Origin of the sequence: Thermogemmatispora sp., assembly GCF_042408735.1 — a bacterium.
In the GTDB taxonomy this organism is placed as follows: Bacteria; Chloroflexota; Ktedonobacteria; order Ktedonobacterales; family Ktedonobacteraceae; genus Thermogemmatispora.
This window is the reverse complement of record NZ_JBHOQV010000165.1, coordinates 1-16,279: the sequence shown is the minus strand read 5'-3', so window position 1 is coordinate 16,279 and position 16,279 is coordinate 1. Positions and strand designations below refer to the sequence as shown.

The following is a 16,279-nucleotide window of genomic DNA, read 5'->3' as shown; positions in this document are numbered from 1 at the left end:
GTATGTTGGCGGATTGAAGGATGGTAGTAGTGTGGAAGCAGAGAGAGGGAGACACTATGAGCAAACTCGTCATGGTGATAGATGATTCGCTGACCGTGCGCAAGATCATCGAGACCAGCCTGAGACGTGAGGGTTTCGATTATGTCAGCTATCCTGATGGGATTCAGGCGCTGGAGGCTCTCACGAAGCACAAGCATCGTGTTCCTGACCTGGTGATCCTTGACATTGGCCTGCCAAAGATGGATGGCTACGAGATTGCTCGCATTTTGCGCACAAAGCCCCAGTTTGGTAATACGGTCATCGTGATGCTCTCGGGTCGCGATGGGGTGATAGATCGTCTCAAGGGACGTCTGGCGGGAGCCAAAGATTACCTCACCAAGCCGTTCCGTACTCAGGATGTCATTTCGGTTGTCCAGGCCCATCTGGGAAGCCCAACGCCAACCTATAGCTAGCCTGGCTGTTCTGCCGAGCCTCTGGTTGAGCGATTGGGCGGCCTCTCCCTTCAGGTAAGCGGTCTGTTCCGTGAGCATGAACAGCCGATCAATCAACCAACCACCTCGGCCAGTCACGCGAGGAATCACTCGCTCATCACTCACTCATGTGAGCAAGGAGAACGAACGACGAGGGCGGTGCTGCCCCGGCGGCGCGAGCGGAAGAGAAGATGGTTGTACCACGTGCGGGAGGGTTTCTCTCCAGGTCGCTGGAGTCCTTGAGCGATGAGGAGTTCTGGAACTATGCGCGTGAGCTGGCTCGCATGGTTCCTCGGACTGCTCATCCCGAGGAGTATCTTGAATGCAGCCTGTCGCTAGGACAGGGCTGCTGTTTTGTTTCGTTGAAGGCACTCTGCGAAGTGGTGCCTCCTCCCCATCGCTTTGCCGTTTTGCCCGCTTCCCCCGCCTGGTTGCTTGGCCTGGTCGCCTGGCGCGGCGAGGTGATCGCCGCCGTTGATCTGCCTGGCTTCCTCTGCGGTTCCTCTCCAACGCCTGCCGGCGAGGGTATGCTGCTGGTCGCCGACTATCCCGAGCAGCCGATCGGCCTGCTGGTCCCCGCCATTGGCTCGATCCTCTCCCTGGAATATACCCCTTTGGAACGCTGCGAGGCGGTGCCTGTGCGCCGCGAGCTGTTGCGTGGCCTGCATGGCACCGATCCCGTGCTGGATGTGCCGGCCTTGCTGGCCGAGGTCGTGCATGAGATAGAGAGGGTGGTGAGCTATGGCTGAGCCGCAGGATGGCCTGGTGGAGTGGCCAGAGGAAGAGTCGCAGCTAACGCCCGAGGACCTGGCCATCATTGAGGCTTTCCGCCAGATGGAGGATCTGGAGCCTCCTGTCGGCGCCGCTGACTCGGCAAACGCTGAGTCTGGGGAGGCTGAGATCGAGGGCGCCGGCGGCCAAGAGGCTGGCCCCAGTTCGGCAGAGCTGGATGGAGGTCTGGGCCTGGACGACATGTTGGCCCTCTTTGTGGCCGAGGCCGATGAAGATATTGCCTCCATGCGTCAGGCTCTGGCTCAGCTCGAGCAGGAGGACCGCCTCGATGAGGGGAATCTGGAGGCTCTCCGCCGCAGTGCTCATAAGCTGAAGGGGACCGCTGGGGCTGTCGGCTGTCCCTCGATGTCGACGATCGCCTACTATATCGAGATGCTTGTTGGCTCGCTGCGCGATGGCTCGGTCCCCATGATGGTGGGCCTGATGGCCCTGGTGCAGGCCATGCGCGCCCTGGAGGCGACCTTGCAAAGCATCGTTGAGACGGGCCAGGAGAGCAGCACGCCTCTCACCGAGCTGGAGGCCGATTATGAGGCCCTCAATGAGTTCGGGAGCGTGCGTCGCACCCCCTCAGAGAGCCTGATCGCTCTCACGGCCGGCGATGAGGCAGCCCTCCTGGAAGAGGAAGAGCTGGCCCCCCGCTCGCCGCTGCGTGAAGAGATCGCCCGCTTCCATCTCCGTACCCGAACGCCGCGCGAGGCCGGCTCGCCGCTGCCTTCGGTCCTGGTCGACGCGGAGCGCCTCAAGCGGCTTGTGCTCAATAGCGAGCACCTGGCCGAGCAGCGTGAGCCGCTGGAGAGCGCCCGGCGCGAGCTGGAAGCTGCTCTGCAAGAACTCTACGCCGCTCAGGCGCGCTTACAGTACCTGGAGACGCTGCTCTCCCTTAATCCTCTCTCGCTCGGTGAGGTGGGCCAGGGTTCTCGCTTGCCTCTCCGTTCGTTTCCGCAGCAGCCGATGTCTTCCCTGGTGGCCCGCATCCTGGAGGAGGCGGAGCAGGCTGGTCGCCATCTGGCGGGCCACGCCCAGCAGCGCCAGCGCCTGAGCGCTCTCGCTCTGAAGGCGCGTGAAGCGACCTCGTGGGACGAGATGGAGATTGATCGCTATACCGAGAGCGACGTTCTCTTGCGGGCCTTCGCCGAAGCGATCGCTGATGTCAGTACGGCCTCGGCTCAGGTGCGGGCGGCCTTTACTCGTCTTGACCGCGTCCTGCGTCGCCATATGGAGCTGGCCAATCGCGTCCGCGGGGAGACGCTCTTGTTGCGCTCGGCGCCACTGGCCGTATTGCTGCCGCGCATCCGGCGCGCCATCAGGATGAGCGCCGATGCTCAGCGGCAGCGTGTTCGCTTTGAGGTGCGCGGCGAAACGACGGAGGTGGATCAGGATATTCTGGAGGCCCTGGCTCGCCCACTCCTGCAACTGGTGCGCTACGGTATGCTCACCCATTTGAGCAGTGTCCAGGCGGAAGATGCTGCGGGTGAGGAGCAAGAGCGGCGCGTCTGGTTCTATGCCCATGCCGTTGGCAATGAGGTTTCGCTGGAGCTGGGCTTCTCGACGCCGGTGCGGGCGGGCGCCCTGGAGCTGGTCCAGGGGCCAATTCAGCAGCTCCAGGGAACGGTGACCGCCCAGCGCAATGCTCTTGGCGGGCTGACGTTCTATCTGACCTTGCCGCGTCTGCATGGGGCAATGCACGGCCTGCTGGTTCGCACTGCTGGCCAGCGCCTGGTCTTACCTTTCTCCCAGGTCCGTCGCATTGTAGCGGAGGGGGAGAGGCAGGGTCAGCTGAAGGGCCAATCTCAAAGCGGATCGCCCTCTGCCGTGCCGCTCTCCCGTTTGCTCGGTTTGCCGGACGAGCTGCAGGCTCAGGGCGCGCTGGCTTCCTCGGCGCAGGCGCGTTCTCTGCTGCTCTTGCAGGAGGGCCTGCCCTATGAGGCGGTCGAGGTGGACGAGGTCCTGGGGGGGGTCGAACTGGTGGTACGTCCTCTGGCTCCCTATTTGCGGCGCCCGGGCATTATGGGTGCCGCCATTGACGGTCAAGGCAATGTGCTGCTGGTTGTAGATCTGCTGCGTCTCGCGCCGCTGCCTGCGACCACCGAGCCGTTGCCGGCAATGGCTCGGCGTGAGCCGCGGGCTGCGCAGGAAAGTGGTCCCGAGCAGGAGGCTCTCGGTGGCGGACGGACGGTGATGATTGCCGACGACTCGGTCTACATCCGGCAGTCGCTGCAGCAGACTCTCCAACGCGCCGGCTACCGCGTGGTCCAGGCACGCGATGGTATGGAAGCCTGGGAGCTATTGCTGGAGCAGCCCCCGGATGTCCTGCTGCTCGACATCGAGATGCCTCATCTGAATGGCTACGAGCTGCTCAGCATGGTCCGGGCCAGTCCGCGCTTTGCGGCCCTCAAGATCATCATGCTCACGGCGCGCTCTTCCGAGAAGCATCGTCGCTCTGCCCAGGAGCTGGGGGCTCAGGCCTATTTGATCAAGCCTTCGCCTCCCGAGCAGCTGCTGGCCACTATTGGGGCCGTGCTGAGCGAGAGGCCGACAGCCTGGTAGGAGGCACCGGCCCGGCCTCGTCCTGGCGGGTGATGGAGGGCTGACGCTGTCGCTAAAGGCGAGGAGGCTCCCCTGCTCTTGCTCTCCTGGAGAGGGGAAACCTCCTCGCCGCGCTGTTCTCTGGCTTTATAGTGTAGGTCTTCTTGGAGAGAAGTGGCAGGCGAGGCGCTGGCTCCTGGCTGCCTGCCTGCCCCCTCCTGTCTAGTCGCGATAGTAAGCGGGAGCGGCCTGGATGGCCCCGGTCTCGATCATGATCTGGCGTAGCTGCTGAGCATCGAGCGTCTCATAGAGGCGCAGGGCCTGAGCGATGCGGTCCAGCGTCACGCGATGATCGCGCAAGAGGCTGAGGGCGCGGTTATAGGCCGCCTTCACGATACGGTCGACCTCCTTATCGATCAGAGAGGCCGTCTTCTCGCTGTATTCGCGTCGTCCGAAGGCGGCACGCTCCAGCGGATCTTCACGCTCCTGGAAGAAGAGGGGGCCGATGCGCTCGCTCATGCCCCAGGAAGTGACCATGTGGCGGGCGATCTGCGTGACCTGCTGCAGGTCGTTCTCCGCGCCGGTGGTAATGCGCCCGATGGCTACCTCCTCGGCGGCGCGCCCACCGAGGGCGGTCACCAGGCGAGCTTCGAGGTACTCGCGCGTGTAGTTGTGGCGGTCATCGAGGGGCAGATAGCGAGTTACCCCCAGCGCCTGACCGCGCGGCACGATGGTCACCTTGCCGACGGGATCGACGTGCTCGCTGAGCAGAGCTGTGAGGGCGTGGCCGCCCTCGTGATAGGCCACCACCTTCAGATCTTCCTCGCTGAGGACCAGGGGGCGCTCTGCCCCCAGGACGATCTTGTCCAGGGCTTCCAGGAAGCAGTTCTGATTGACAGAGTCCAGGTTACGGCGAGCGGCCAGCAGGGCGGCCTCATTGACCAGGTTGGCCAGGTCGGCGCCGACCATGCCGGGCGTGGCCCGCGCGATGGCCTCCAGATCGACATCTGAGGCCAGAGGTACCTTGCGCGTATGGATCTGCAGGATTGCCAGGCGCCCTTTCCAATCGGGACGATCCACGGTCACGCGCCGATCGAAGCGGCCCGGACGTAGCAGGGCCTTATCAAGCCCTTCGGGACGGTTGGTGGCTGCCAGCACCACAACCGCCTGCCGCACGTCGAAGCCGTCCATCTCAACCAGCAACTGGTTGAGGGTCTGCTCGCGTTCATCGTTGCTGTTGATGCTGGCTCCACGCTGGCGCCCGACAGCATCGATCTCATCGATAAAGATGATGCTGGGGGCGGCCTTCTTGGCCTGGTCGAAGAGGTCGCGCACGCGGCTGGCGCCGACGCCGACCAGGACCTCGACGAACTCGGAGCCGGACATGGAGAAGAAGGGGACGCCGGCCTCGCCGGCCACGGCGCGCGCCAGCAAGGTCTTACCTGTGCCTGGGGGACCAACCAGGAGCACGCCGCGAGGGATCTTGCCGCCCAGGCGCTGGAACTTCTGGGGCGTCTTCAGAAACTCCACGATCTCGATGAGATCGTTTTTGGCCTCGTCGACGCCGGCCACATCGGCGAAGGTCGTGCTGGGCCGGTCCTCCATAATCAGGCGTGCCCGGCTCTTGCCGAAGCTAAAGATATTCTGCTGGCCCTGGGTGGCTCGCCTGATAATAAAGAGGAAGAGCACCCCCAGGAAGACCCAGGGCAGGGCATTGAAGAGAATGTTCAGCCACAGGCTGCCATCGCTGGTCGGCTTGGCGGAGACCGAGACGTTGTGCTGCAGCAGAAGCTGGATCAGCTTGGGGTCCCCGCTGGCGAGCTGGGTGAAATGATAGTATTTTGACGTCTTGCCGGGGTTGTTGGGGTCTGCTACCGGACTGTAGAACTCGCCGGTCACATCCTGTCCCTGGAAAACCGCCGTCTTGACGTTACCTTTTTCGACTTCTGCGTAGAAAGAGCTATACGGGATCTCGATAGCGTTTTGGTTATTGTTGCTTGTGCCACCCTGCAGAAAGGACTGGAGGGCCCACCAGCCCAGCAGCAGGATGCCCACAATCACCAACGAGCGCAGCAGCAACGAGGTCAGGCTCTCGTTGTTGCGATTGTTATTGTTGCTGTTGCCGTTGGGGGTAGGCGTATTCAAGCGCGGCGGCCCACCCTGCGGGGGGCCATCGGGGCCGCGCTCGTAGGTATGTAAAGCCTGAGCTTCCATCTTGTTCAGACCTGCTTTCTGCTCGTCGGATCGCCGCGCTGGCTGACCGACATTCTGGCCAGGGGCAGCCAGCAAGCCGGGCGATCAGGCGCGGTCGCTGCGTCTGTATTTTATACGGTAATACGGATGAGCGAAGCTATTGGGTTGGAATAATTACTATACTATGATATCCCATCCGGGGGAAAGAGTGCCAGTCGGCCTATCCAGAGCAGAGGGCCAGGTATCACCTGGTCAGGAGAGCGGGGAGGGTGAAGGAGCCGGGAAAGTGGGCGATGAGCAAAGGCGCGCGCGGACCCCTGCGCTCCGGACTGGGAGGCAGAGGTCCACGCTGCGATTACGAGGAGCTTGCTCGGCTGCCGTCTTCGCCGACGAACTAGCTGGCTGACTCTGGCTGACCGACGAGCTAGCTGGCGGGTTTAGCCGGCGAGCCGGAGCCAAGCTCCTGGGCGTCCAGTTCCTGTTTGAGCGTATCGACCTCCTGTTTCAGCGTGTTCACCTGCTGCTGAAGCGTGGCAACTTGCTGTTGAAGCAGCGAGAGGCGGGGATCCTGACCAGGGCCGCGGTCGAGATGCATCAGGTAGGCGGGACCGGAGCCGGGAGGGTTGTCGACCTGATGACCGGGGTCCCAGCAGACCACGCCGCGCTCAAAGCGTTGCAGCACCACGCCCTGGTAGCCAGAGACTGCCGTCTCATTGGAAAGCGGCAGACCAAGGTAGGTCAGCCCGAAGAGGGCATCCCCCCCATAGCGGCGGTAGAAATCGAGAATGCCGTGCCCGACCACGTAGCCGGTTTTGGTACAGCGCCAGACGTTGTTGCCAAGGTCGGTGAAGAAGCCACGAGTCGCCTGGATATCCAGCATAAACCCTCCTTGCTCAAGAAAGGCCCACAACTCAGCCCAGGGATAGTTGCCCGGACAGCGGGCGCGCGAGATGGGATCGAGTTCGAAGTGGCCAATGATCCCTCCGCTGGCGTCGCCATGCCGCCGGGGAATGCCGTGGCGGGCGCAGATGTCGGCGATCAGGCGAAAGGAGGCTCGTTTCTGGGCCTCCGTCAGGGGCGTCGAGTTATCCAGGGCTGGGTCCACGTGCTCGATGCTGATCGTCCAGAGGTTCAGATTGACGCCTTCTGGCAGAAATGAGGCGTGGCCCGGCTCCAGGCAGCAGTTCCCCCCGGCTCCGTCCTGCTCACGCACGCACTGCACCACGGTTCCGTCTTGCCCCACCACATAATGGGTGCTGGTCATTTCCGTATTCGTGGCAAAGTAGTTGGCCACCTCTTGCGCCGTGTGGAAGCCCGCAGTTTTATGGATGACAATCCATTTCGGCTGGTTCGCATCGATGAAGACCCGCGAGCGATCCACATACATGGGAATGGCCCCCGCGTAGTCGGTCATCGCTCTGGCACCTCCTCCGACCGCTGCTGGTGCGCTCTGGCAGGCGAAATCACTGAGGTCATACCTGCTCCTTTCCAGTTCGAGAAGACAGACCAGGTCGTCTGACAGGTCCATTGAGCTGTTGTGCGTCCGTGAAAGGTTGTGCAGCTTCTTTCCCAAAAAGGGAGAGAAGCATCGGTTGAAGAACTATCCTTTTTCACAGCGCAACATGGCCATTATAACCTGTTATTCCTTCTCTTTAGTAAGTATACTCGGCTCACCAAATGTTTTTGATTAGCGCCTGGCGGCAACGGGTCGTTATGGCGGAAGAGGTCCCGCCTGACCCCAGGAGCCAGGGCTGTTCAGGTGCGAGAATCCTGCGCCAGCCGCGTTTGTTCTGATGGGGACCCTGGCCGGTCAGCAACTTTCTCTTCACCTGTCTACCGGGTTGCATCTCCGTTTGTGCAAGAGAGACCTATTTATTATTCTTCCATTCCGCTGTTTCTGTTATTGAGCGCAGCTTCTGATGAATGAGGGAGGAAATATGCAGCTGTGTCCCCATTGTGGCGCCAGGATGCCTGTGAACTCTCATTATTGTGGGCGCTGTGGTCAGCCGCTGTATGGGGCCTCACCACACGAGCTGACTGCAAGGGCTGGCACCGGCGGAGAAGGAGGGGGGCCTGTCCTTGATCCGACAAGGCTGGCGGGACCGGAGGTGCCGGCGGGAGCTGGAGCTGCCTATCAGGCTACGGTTCCCGCCGGGGAGGCAGGCCCCTATGAAGAGACCCGCTACGGGACCGAGGAGAGTACGCCGGTTACTGAGTCTGGGGGGGCCTTTACCCCAGCGCCCCCTCCGCCTCCCCTGGTACCGGAGTATGGGCCTCTATATCCCGTTTATCCCGTTCCCGAGGTCAGGAAGCGGCCTTTCTTCCGGCCTCCTTCCCGTCCTTTGCTGGTCATTGGAGCCGTCGTCGGGATCGCTGTCCTGGTCCTGGGGGGCGTGCTGGTGGCTTCCAGCCTGCTCGGCTCGCAGCATCAGCCGCGCCTCAAGGTCAGCAGCAGCTACCATGTTGGAACACTGCCGGCGGGAGCGACAGGAACGAGTTTGCGGTTGAACGGGGAAGGGTTCGCGCCCAATTCTCAGGTGACCCTCTACCTCGATGGTGGGGCCCTGACCGGAAATCAGGTGAGAACTGATAGCAATGGGAGATTGCAGGCGAATCTGAGCGTGACAGACGCCTGGAAACCTGGTCAGCATACGCTGACAGCAGCCGATGCCAGCAATAACCGTGTGGAGCAGGGGGTGACGGTGGTGATTGTGCCCCAGGGACAGGCGCATACGCCCGGCCCCAATGGCGCTCCGCCTGACGATGCCAGTTTCAAGGTCGCCTTCACGGTTTCGAATGGCTCGCAGACGCAGAGCGGTACTCTGACGATCACAGGACATCCCGATCCTGTCGGAGGTACGGTCTGCGCCAGCTATGCTAATGGGATGCGGGACGATGGGCAGCCCCATACGCTGAGCGGAGAGACCTCCGATGGCTTCCGCTACCAGGAGACGCTGACTGCCAACTGTCGGGGGACCTACCGCACTGGCAAGATTAGCTACGAGGAGATCTATAGCCAGGATAAGGTGACCCTCGAGACGCTCACTGGTACGGTGACCTGCACTGCCGCCCCTCACACGGTCAAGATGGAGGGCAGCTTTGTGGATGCCACGCACGTGAAGGGGACCTTTAGCTCCCCGCTCTTCTCCTATAGCTGTGATAATGGGGAATCTTCTCAGGTGCAGGCCACAACGGGAACCTGGGAGGGCCAGCTCAGCTCTTAAGCCCCCTTCCAGATCGAACCCGCCTGGCCCCTGCTTGATCGGCTCCTGACCTCTCCTGGCAGCCCGCTCGTGAGGAATGTCAATGCGCTAAGCGAGGCCGGACGCCTGGGGAAATCCTGGCTTTGACTGGCCCGCTGCCACCTACAGCGCCGGCTGCCAGGCTCTCTACAAAGGCAGTGTTTCGTCCTATAATTCGTGCCTGTCTATAGTGAAACGTCGTTGCGGGCGATCGCTGCTCTCCGATGTCATGCCCGCCGATCGTCAGGCTGGCAGGAAACGATAGAGTGAGAGGATAGTCTTGCAATTTGGAGAGCGAGCGAGGCTCTAACAGACAGTAAGTGGGCAATTTTGTCTCCAGCGTGCAGGCCCAGGGGGACTATCATGTCCTCTACCCTTCGCTTCAGTGTGATCATGGGGCCAAATACTACCTGCCCTCAGCAACAGGTACCTGGACCGCAACCCTCGCCTGATGCGCCGTATGGACAACGGCCAGGGACCCTCACCACCCTGTCCCCGGCCGCCATGGCTGCTCGCTCGATAGAAGGCTGGCTCAGGTCGGGAGCAAAGTGTTTCTGTTCGGTCTCTCTCCCCGGCAACTACCCCATTGTGCCATATAAGAGCGGCGAACCTGCAAATTGCCAGTCCCTTGAGTAGACTACCGTATAAGCGGAAAGACAGGGACTGCTGTCCCCGCGCGTCGTGACAGCATTCCGCCTGGTGAGCCTCTCTGGTCAGCTACACTGGCATTGTAGTCTTCTCACCCTGGTCTGGTTGAGCGAGGGGCCAGCCGGCGATTCATTCGTGTTCAGCAGTTCAGCTGCTCTGAATGGAGGTTTGCGCGATGACGATCATGCACAAGGACCAGAGCACCGCCGTCTCTCTGGATCAGCTTCTGGCCGATTGGGAGGAGCAGGGCATTCGCACTGTGCTCTTCGAGCTGCCCGATATGCATGGCGTGGCCCGCTCCAAGCTGATCCCTCTTAACAAGGTGCGCGGCTATGCCGAGAAGGGTCTGAATATGTACGGAGGCACCGTCGCCCTCGATAGCCGCTCGTTTGTCGTACCTGGCACCAGATATAATGAGGAGAAGAATTACGCCGACCAGATGCTCATTCCCGACCTCTCGACGGCTGCCGTGGTTCCCTGGCTGAGCGGTACGGCCCGCCTGATCTGCGATGCCTACTGGCAGGACGGGACTCCACTGCATGCGGCCCCCCGTCATGTGCTGCGCCGAGTCCTGGCAGAGCTGGATAAGCTTGGCTACGAGGCGGTCATCGGCCTGGAATACGAGTTTTATCTGCTGGATCCGATGACGATGACCCCGGTCTTCAACGGACTGCATATCTTCAATACCTCGCGCAACCTGGCAGTGCCAGTCACGGAGCGCATCGTCGATCTGATGCCGCAGATCGGCATCGATATCATCACAGCCAACTGCGAGTATGGCCCCGGCCAGTTCGAAATCAATTATGGGGCACATCCCGCTCTGCGTGCTGCCGATCTGGGTTTCACCTTCAAGAACGGAGTCAAGATGATCGCCCGCCAGCTCGGCTACCATGCAACCTTCATGACCAAGCCCTTCAGCGATCAGTCGGCCAGCGGGGCCCATACCCATGTCAGCCTGGTCTCCAAGGCAACGGGTCAGAACGCTTTTCTGGATACGAACGATCAGCATGGCCTCTCGCGCGTGGCCTACTATTTTACTCAGGGCATGCTGAAGCACGCCAATGCGGCAATGGCTCTGATGGCTCCAACACCGAACTGCTACCATCGCTTTGTGCCGCACCACTTTGCTCCCTCTAACATCAGTTGGGGACCCGAGGATCGCTCGGCCATGATCCGGGCGAAGAATAGCCGCGATGAGCGCACGCACCTGGAGAATCGCTTGCCCACTGCTTTGAGTAATCCCTATCTTTCGATTGCTGCGGTCATCGCGGCGGGCGTGTTGGGCCTGCGCGATCAGGAGCTGCCGCCAGAGGCGGTCTCGGGACTGGCCGAGGAGTACAGCGAGTTCCCTCCTTTGCCGACGACACTCGATGAGGCCCTGGACGCCCTGGAGCACGATGAGGAGTTTCGCCAGTTGTTGGGCGATGAGTTTGTGGAGGTCTTTACACGGGCCAAGCGCAGCGAGCTGGCGCGTTTCAAGGCCCATGTGACCGACTGGGAGCGCGAGGAGTATCTGGAGATCTATTAGTCTATCTATCTCTGCTCCGGCGGCGCAGCGCTCTGCCGCCTGTGGCTGGTGGGCACCTGCTGCCCCGCCCGATAAGAATCGCCCCTTCCTTCTGAACTCTCTGGCCGGTAAGGTGCATGGATCAACTCCCTGGTTGATCTATGCACCTTTGTTTTGGGGCCTGGCTGATACAGGGAGAGACTGGCCGAAGCCCTGGAAGGCGGGAAGTTCTGGGATGGCGGAGGTGTTTCCTATAGTGTAACTTGCCTGGCGGATGGATGAGCTGAATGACCAGCCAGACGAGCGGTCAGACGGGCTAACTCTCGGGCCTCCCAGGCTGCTCGCCAGATGCCCAACCCAGACCAGATCGGGCCAAACCAGGCCAGGCTGGGGTAGGGCGGAAGCGGGTGAGGTAAGACCAGCCAGAAGAGGGGCTGGGTAGCGGGTCGGGTCCCAGACGCTCTTGAGCAGAGACGATCCCTGTTGGCATCTGATCGGGCAGGCAGCGAACAGGAGTTTGAGTAAGCAAAAAAGGGAGCAAGTGCGATGCAATTGCAGGGTATTCACCATGTCACGGCAGTGACGGGCAACGCTTCGCTGAACGTGGCCTTTTACACCCAGGTGCTTGGCATGCGCCTGGTCAAGAAGACGGTCAACCAGGACGATGTGTCGGCCTATCACCTCTTCTACGGCGACGAGCTGGGTCATCCCGGCACCGAGCTGACGTTTTTCGATTGGCCGGAATTGGAGCGCCACCGTCAGGGGGCCGGCACGATTTCGACCATCATGCTCGGCGTCAATGGTGAGAAGGCCCTACGCTGGTGGCAGGAGCGTTTTGGGCGTTTGCATGTTGAGCACGATGAGTTGCAGCGTCGGGGAGCGGACGGCCCTCTCAGCCTGCCATTCCGTGATCCCGAGGGTCAACGCCTGGAGCTGGTTGACGATGGCGGACGACTCTCGGGTGTGCCCTGGCGCAGGAGTCCTGTGCCCGCCGAGTACGCCATTCGCGGCTTCTATGGGGTGCAGCTAACGCTGCGGGCCTTGGAGCCGTCGGCACGCTTCCTGACGGAAGTCCTGGGGTTCCGCCAGGTGGGCAACTATCGGAACGATGGAGGCTATGAGGTTACGGCCTTCGAAGTCGGCCCAGGTGGTCCTGGCGCTCTGGTGCATCTGGAGATTCAGCCTGGCGCCCCGTTCCATCGCTATGTTGGCATCGGAGGCGTCCACCATGTAGCTTTCCGGGTGCCTACGGACGACGAGCATCGGGCCTGGCGCGAGCGGGTGGCGGCGGTTAATCGCACGGTGACGCCGATCATCGACCGCTTCTACTTTCACTCAATCTACTTCCGCGAGCCGGGCGGGGTGCTCTTCGAGCTGGCCACCGATTTGCCGGGTTTTGCCGTCGACGAGGACCCCGAGCGGCTCGGCGAGCGGCTCTCTCTGCCGCCCTTCCTGGAACCCTACCGGGCACGAATCGAGGCGGGGCTGAAGCCGATTGAGCCACTCGATCTGCTGGCGCAGGTCTGAGGCCGGCTGAAGAGGGGGCCAGGTGGCCAAAGTCGCTCAAGCGCTTCCTTCCGAGCAGGGCGGCTGAGCCGGTTATGTGAAATTGCTCATTGCCTCCTGCCCGGAGGCAGGCTATAGTCGGATTGAGCAAGCACCTCTATGACCAGCATCCGAGCTGGAGAAAGGAGCCTGCCCGATGGCCCGCAATCTCTATCGCAGTTATCTGTATGTCATTCTGCTCATCCTTCTTGGCCTGACTGTTTATGCTCTCGCCTTTCTGTTTATGCCGCTTTGGCGCCTGACTCCTCTGCGCGCTGCTGCCGAGACGGTGCCGGAGCGAGCCGAGGTTGTGCAGTCCCTGGTCTTTGCAGGGGCGGTACTCCTGGTAGTCGCGATTCTGGGGGGCGTTCATTACTGGTTGCTGCGGCGTGATCTGCGCCAGGAACCGGTGGCTGGGAGCGGTGCCGTGCGCGCCTTTTTTTTAAACCTGGGCGAGCTGGTGCTGGCACCAATGAGCATCTTCTCGCTGGGTCAAGCTCTGCTCAGTCCCCAGAGCGGCTATGTAGCCACTGGCCTGGCAGCCTTTGCGGGATGGTTGGCCCTCGAATGGGAGCGCAGGCGCTTGCCGGCTGGTCCCGGGCTGGCCCAGCTGTTCCAGCGCCTCCACGTCTATGGCGTGCAGGCCATTCTGCTCTTTCCTCTCTTTGGAACGGCGATCTATGCCCTCTTTCTCTTACAGGCGGCCTGGCTTGGCTCTGAGAGCGCCCAGGTAGCTAGCGCTTGTCTGAGCCTTTCCCCTTGCGGAGAGCAACCGGGCTTGGGGGCCTACCTGACGGAAGCTCTCTGGTTCTTAATAGCCTGGTGCGCTTACGCCTATCTGAACCGCCACGACGCTGGCTCGTTGTTGCGCCGTCTGCTCTACGCGGCTAGTCTGGCCTACGCGCTCTTCCTCGTGGTCGAGGAGGTAGCGGCCCTGGTCGATCTCCTCTTGCGTTTCCTCGCTGGTCTATCCATCGGGACGGATGACCTGCTCTCCCCTCCCGGCTCGCTGATCGGTGGTGAGCGGCTTGCTGCTCTTCCGGTTGGTCTGCTGGTAGCAGCTATCTCCTGGCTCTGGCTGCGCAGCGAGGTCGACCTCTGGCCTGAGCCACAGCGGGCGCGCGCTGTTCTGGGAAGTGCTGTGATGGCGATTGGGGCTGCTCTGCTGGCGCTCCTGCTCTGGGTCGGGGCTGGGCGACTGCTGCTGGCGTTTCTTTTCGTTGCCTTTCCGACGGGGCCACGTCCGCTCCTCGGCGACTGGCTCGATGGTCTGGCTCCTTTCCTGGTCGGGCTGGCAACGCTTCCCCTGGATCTGCTGCTGCGGCGCCGGGTTCGTCGCGAGCCTGAGCAGGCCCTGCTGGCTCGCCGCGGCTTCGTCCTGGCGGTGATCGCTGCGGGTATTCTGGCTGCTACCATTGGTGGCGCTTTTGCCCTCTATGCCTGGGGGACCGCTGCCCTGGGGGTGCCTCTGGACAACTGGCCTCGCCTGGGACAGCAGGGGCTGGCGGTGACGCTGATCGGCCTGGTGGTGACGGGCCTCTATCTATGGCGGGCTTTCCGTGAGGGGCTGCTGCGCTTTGCGCCTGCTACGGTGCCCGCCCCCCGTCAGCCCGAGCCGGCTGCGGTCGAGGTTGCCACTGCCGCCCAGGCGGCGCCACCCTCTCAGCCCGGCTCTCCCCTCGAGAACAGCGAGGCCGCGGAGTCGCTGGAAGCCATTTTGGAGAGTCTCATTGCTCAGCGCCTGACGCTGGCTGAAGCTGCCGCTCGTATCCGAGCTTTAGCCCGGCGTTCTCCCTCTCTCTAGCTGGCGTCTTGAATGAAGGTCCATCCGCGCCTCCGCTTCCGCTCGTTCAAGAAGCGGGAAAGGACTTTGCAAAAACCAATATTGTAGCGTAACTGCTCCCCTTCTCTTCATTGAAATAGTAGAGATCTGGTGGTACACTCCACCTAGAAAGATGTTTTCCTGCTCAACCAGTCGGGGAGGCATAGATGAAACCTCACTATTGGTGGAGGCGCTACGGCGATTATCCAGCCGGAAAATGCAATTTGCCGCACATGGGGACAGTGCTACGGGAGTACCGGCTGCGGAGAGGATGGAGTCAGGAGGAACTGGCGCAGGCATCAGGCGTAGAGAAGCGAACAGTGCTCTACTGGGAGGCAGCGATGTACGTGGCCGATCCGGAGCGACGGATCATGCTGGCGCGGTTCTTGCAGATCCCGCCAGCTCTGTTGGGGCTGGCCTGGGAGCAGGTAGTCTACATTGGCGAGCAGGGAGGGCCAGGCAGCGGCTATGAACGACTGGCCGAGGTGGTCAGCACCGAGAGCTACTATCACTACGAGGATCTGCTCCTTCTGGCGAGGCAGTTGCTCTATGCAGGACAGCTACGCTGCTTGACGAAGCGGTTGCCGCGCTGGCTGGCGAAACTGCGCCTCAAGATCAGAGATGTGCCGGCCAGCGACCGCACGGCCTGGCTCTGGTTGCTGGGTCACTATCTCCTGCTCGGCAGCTCACTTGCCAGGCATTGGAAACCCGATGAGAATGGTGGCCTGGCCCTGAGCCTGGCTCGCGAGCTGTTCGGGCTGGGGCAGGAGCTGGAGGAGCCGACCCTCATCGGGCTGGCTCTCTACCGTCTCATGGACCTCTACCGCGAGACTGGTGAAGATCAGCAGGCGGAGGGAGTGGCACGGGAAGGTCTGAGGTGGGCGGGGCGAGTGGGGCCGGCCCTGAGAGGGAATCTCTATCTGCGAGCGGCGATGGTCCTGGCGAGTCTTGGGCAGGAGGAAGAGCCGCAATGGAGGAGATGGCAGGAAGAGGCGCTCAAACTGGCGGAACGCGTCGAGGGGGGAGAGGGAGACGCCTCGCTGTTGAAGCTGAACCGGGTAGCGGTGCACCACGAGAGGGCGAAGCTGCTGGTGCTGATGGGGGAGAAGACGGGAGGGAAGGGGAAGCTGGCGGAGGCCTATCGGGAGCTGGCCCAGGCAGGTGAGGGACTGGGGAGCGAGCTGGGGACATGGAGGATGTACCTGGAGCTGACTGAGGCAAGGCTGTTTTTGGTCAGGGGGGAGCTAGAGCAGAGTGCCTGGCAGGGAGTGAAGGCGTGGGAGGCGGCGCAGGAGATGGGATCGAAGAAGATCGAAGGAGAGCTGAGGCAGCTGTACGGGAGCCTGAAGGCGAAGGCGGCAGGCAACGCGATGGTCCAGCGGCTGGGCCTCGCGCTTGCGATCTGCTAGCTTCGGCTGCCGGTAGAGCAACTCGTCAGGAAGGGGTTTACAGCTACTACATACAGCTCGCATCTATGGCTCATAGTGTGTAGAAGTCGGACGGCACGGTTTCGCTCGGGAAAGCAGCCGAAGAA

The 16,279-nt window shown here is 62.0% G+C and carries 10 protein-coding genes; 8 read left to right on the top strand and 2 right to left on the bottom strand.

The features are described 5' to 3' along the window. The first annotated feature begins 56 nt into the window (after positions 1-56). The 3 genes from ACFMO7_RS18500 to ACFMO7_RS18490 all read left to right on the top strand — a co-directional run bounded on the left by ACFMO7_RS18500 (position 57) and on the right by ACFMO7_RS18490 (position 3,809). On the top strand, positions 57-452 hold the full coding sequence (locus ACFMO7_RS18500) for a response regulator (protein ID WP_069804081.1): 396 nt from the start codon (positions 57-59) through the stop codon (positions 450-452). A gap of 209 nt (positions 453-661) precedes the next feature. Then, positions 662-1,219: a chemotaxis protein CheW gene (locus ACFMO7_RS18495; RefSeq protein ID WP_376796969.1), complete on the top strand. Its 558-nt coding sequence runs from the start codon at positions 662-664 to the stop codon at positions 1,217-1,219. Beyond that, positions 1,212-3,809 (top strand): response regulator, encoded by a 2,598-nt coding sequence (locus ACFMO7_RS18490; protein WP_376796968.1) that lies wholly within the window; start codon positions 1,212-1,214, stop codon positions 3,807-3,809. The genes ACFMO7_RS18495 and ACFMO7_RS18490 overlap by 8 nt, the downstream gene beginning before the upstream one ends. A gap of 201 nt (positions 3,810-4,010) precedes the next feature. Here ACFMO7_RS18490 and ftsH read toward each other — a convergent pair whose 3' ends face one another. After that, on the bottom strand, positions 4,011-6,002 hold the full coding sequence (ftsH, locus tag ACFMO7_RS18485; protein WP_376796967.1) for an ATP-dependent zinc metalloprotease FtsH: 1,992 nt from the start codon (positions 6,000-6,002) through the stop codon (positions 4,011-4,013). A 403-nt stretch (positions 6,003-6,405) separates the two neighbouring features. Beyond that, the gene (locus tag ACFMO7_RS18480) at positions 6,406-7,395 is read right to left on the bottom strand and encodes an N-acetylmuramoyl-L-alanine amidase (RefSeq protein ID WP_376796966.1); all 990 of its coding nucleotides are present in this window, start codon (positions 7,393-7,395) and stop codon (positions 6,406-6,408) included. A gap of 505 nt (positions 7,396-7,900) precedes the next feature. Here ACFMO7_RS18480 and ACFMO7_RS18475 point away from each other — a divergent pair. From ACFMO7_RS18475 to ACFMO7_RS18455, 5 genes are all read left to right on the top strand, one after another. Then, positions 7,901-9,205, top strand: coding sequence for a zinc-ribbon domain-containing protein (locus ACFMO7_RS18475; protein WP_376796965.1), 1,305 nt, complete (start codon positions 7,901-7,903; stop codon positions 9,203-9,205). Between the two features lie 841 nt (positions 9,206-10,046). After that, positions 10,047-11,399, top strand: coding sequence for a glutamine synthetase family protein (locus tag ACFMO7_RS18470; protein WP_376796964.1), 1,353 nt, complete (start codon positions 10,047-10,049; stop codon positions 11,397-11,399). A gap of 525 nt (positions 11,400-11,924) precedes the next feature. Beyond that, complete coding sequence (locus ACFMO7_RS18465; RefSeq protein ID WP_376796963.1) at positions 11,925-12,905, top strand: ring-cleaving dioxygenase; 981 nt, start codon at positions 11,925-11,927, stop codon at positions 12,903-12,905. 175 nt (positions 12,906-13,080) lie between these two features. Further along, the gene (locus ACFMO7_RS18460; protein WP_376796962.1) at positions 13,081-14,727 is read left to right on the top strand and encodes a hypothetical protein; all 1,647 of its coding nucleotides are present in this window, start codon (positions 13,081-13,083) and stop codon (positions 14,725-14,727) included. 185 nt (positions 14,728-14,912) lie between these two features. Further along, positions 14,913-16,154 (top strand): helix-turn-helix transcriptional regulator, encoded by a 1,242-nt coding sequence (locus tag ACFMO7_RS18455; protein ID WP_376796961.1) that lies wholly within the window; start codon positions 14,913-14,915, stop codon positions 16,152-16,154. Positions 16,155-16,279: the final 125 nt, after the last annotated feature.

What these genes read in the sequence shown, in the direction of transcription:
- ACFMO7_RS18470 (WP_376796964.1), top strand. Translation starts at nt 10,047, where the DNA reads ATGACGATCATGCACAAGGACCAGAGCACCGCCGTCTCTCTGGATCAG.
- ACFMO7_RS18465 (WP_376796963.1), top strand. Translation starts at nt 11,925, where the DNA reads ATGCAATTGCAGGGTATTCACCATGTCACGGCAGTGACGGGCAACGCT.
- ACFMO7_RS18475 (WP_376796965.1), top strand. Translation starts at nt 7,901, where the DNA reads ATGAATGAGGGAGGAAATATGCAGCTGTGTCCCCATTGTGGCGCCAGG.
- ACFMO7_RS18455 (WP_376796961.1), top strand. Translation starts at nt 14,913, where the DNA reads ATGAAACCTCACTATTGGTGGAGGCGCTACGGCGATTATCCAGCCGGA.
- ACFMO7_RS18480 (WP_376796966.1), bottom strand. Translation starts at nt 7,395, where the DNA reads ATGACCGACTACGCGGGGGCCATTCCCATGTATGTGGATCGCTCGCGG.
- ACFMO7_RS18490 (WP_376796968.1), top strand. Translation starts at nt 1,212, where the DNA reads ATGGCTGAGCCGCAGGATGGCCTGGTGGAGTGGCCAGAGGAAGAGTCG.
- ACFMO7_RS18460 (WP_376796962.1), top strand. Translation starts at nt 13,081, where the DNA reads ATGGCCCGCAATCTCTATCGCAGTTATCTGTATGTCATTCTGCTCATC.
- ftsH (WP_376796967.1), bottom strand. Translation starts at nt 6,002, where the DNA reads ATGGAAGCTCAGGCTTTACATACCTACGAGCGCGGCCCCGATGGCCCC.
- ACFMO7_RS18500 (WP_069804081.1), top strand. Translation starts at nt 57, where the DNA reads ATGAGCAAACTCGTCATGGTGATAGATGATTCGCTGACCGTGCGCAAG.
- ACFMO7_RS18495 (WP_376796969.1), top strand. Translation starts at nt 662, where the DNA reads ATGGTTGTACCACGTGCGGGAGGGTTTCTCTCCAGGTCGCTGGAGTCC.